1 protein-coding gene is annotated in these 1,902 nt (G+C 74.0%); it reads left to right on the top strand.

Annotated elements, in window-relative coordinates; translation table 11 throughout:
• Nucleotides 1-13: 13 nt before the first annotated feature.
• Nucleotides 14-1,902, top strand: a 1,889-nt coding sequence (locus NQ160_RS23145) for an FtsX-like permease family protein (RefSeq protein ID WP_257517361.1), incomplete at its 3' end; no start/stop codon positions are given.

Here is a 1,902-nt window from a genome sequence, read left to right as displayed (position 1 = left end):
TGCGCGCGAGGCGATGGTGTCCCCCGGCGCCCTCGAGCGCCTCGGCGCCGCCATCGGTGACGAACTGGTGCTCACCGAGCCGGCGGCATCCTTCACGATCACCGGCGTCATGACGCAGGCTGAAGACGCGGATGCCGCGGAGGTCGTCTTCCTCCCCGCCACCGCCGCGACGCGCGCGCTGCAGACCGACGTCATGGCCACGCGCTGGTTCCTTCCGGAGTGGAGTCCGACCGCCGATGATGTGGCAGACCTCAACCACGAGGGCCTCATCGTGCTGGACCGCCACCTGTACGCCAATCCGGGGGCCGGTGCGGCGCCGGGCCTGTCCGACGGCGCGGTCTGGTCGATCGCGGCCATCGTCGCCGCCGCCGCAGCGTTCAGCGGCTACCTGGTCGTACTCCTGGCGGGGGCCGCGTTCTCCGTCAGTGCTCGCCGTCAGCAGCGCGCGCTCGCCGTGGCGGCGAGCGTCGGTGCGGCGCGGGGCGACGTGTTGCGCATCGTGCTGCTGCAGGGCACGGTGCTGGGGCTGGTGGGCGGTGTCATAGGCGCCGGGATGGGCATCGGTCTCGGCATCCTGTTCCTGCACCTGCTGGACGACGGTTCCGCCGCCGCCTTCTGGGGGTTGCACCTGCCGTGGCCTGCGCTCGCCGGAGTCGTGGTGTTCGCTGTCCTGGTGGGCACGCTCGCCGCCCTGATGCCGGCACGAGCCGCCACCCGCGGTGAGGTGATCGCGGCGCTGCGCGGCGCCCGGCGTCCGGTGCGGGTGCGCACCGATCGGCCATTGTGGGGCTCACTGCTGCTGGTCGTCGGCGTCGGTCTCACGGCGGCGTCGGGCACGGTGCTCGCCACGGTCGATCCGGTCGTCGCCGACGGCACGCCGCATCCGCTGTGGGTCGCGGGCACCATTGGAATCATCGCCGGCCCGCTGCTGCTGCAGGTGGGCGTCATCCTCGCGGGGCATTGGCTGCTGACGCTGCTGGCCCGCGTGCTGTCGCGGCTGGGACTGGCCCCGCGCATCGCAAGCCGCGACGCCGCGGCGAACCCGGGCCGCATCGTGCCGGCCTTCGCCGCCATCGCCGCCGTCGCGTTCCTGTCGTCGGTCGCACTCGGCGGGGTCGCGGTGGTCCTCGGGGCCGCCGAGCGTGGCTGGTTCCACCAGGCGCCGCTGGGCAGCGTCGCCCTCATGGCGTCGTTCGGGGAGGCGGACGACCCGGGCGCACAGCTCGCGGCCGCTGAGGAACGCGGGCGGGCGCTGCTCGCCCGCACCGGTCCCGCCGCGGTGTCGCTCGTGCGCACCCAGGGCTGGCCTGGTCAGTACGACGAAGCCGGGCGGCTGCGCAATCCCGACGCCACCGTGGTCGCCCCGGCGCTGCAGGACTACGTCGACTGCGCGGATGCTGCGGCGGCGAACGCGAACTGCGTCCCCGTCGGCGCTGCGGCCGCCGGATATCACCACGCCCTGGCCGTGGTCGACGACGCCGACCTCGACGCCGCGCTCGGGGTCGCCGTGCCCAGCGCCGCGCGCGCCGCCTTCCGCGACGGGGCGGCCATCGTCACCAACCCCGACTTCCTCATTGGCGATGGGCGGGTGGAGGTGGGCACCGTGACGGTCGAGCAGATCGACGGATCCTGGGACGCGGCCACGGTTCAGACGCGCGACGAGCGTTCGCTCGAGGTCGTCGATCTGCAGACGCCCGTGGCCTTGCCCTGGGCCGTGGTCGTCTCGTCGCAGACGGCCGACCGCCTCGGCATCGGCTACGGCGGCTTCACCCTCGTCGCCGCCTACGACGAGCCCCTGTCGGTCACGGCACTGGACCGGTTGCGCGCCGACGCCGAGGCCGCGTCGCGCATGAACCCCGACGTCTACCTGTGGCCTCAGCTCGAGAGCGGCCCGTCCGCCCC

This window comes from Microbacterium sp. zg.Y909, assembly GCF_024626565.1.
The sequence above is the reverse complement of the archived record's forward strand: the minus strand, read 5'-3'. Positions and strand labels throughout refer to the sequence as shown.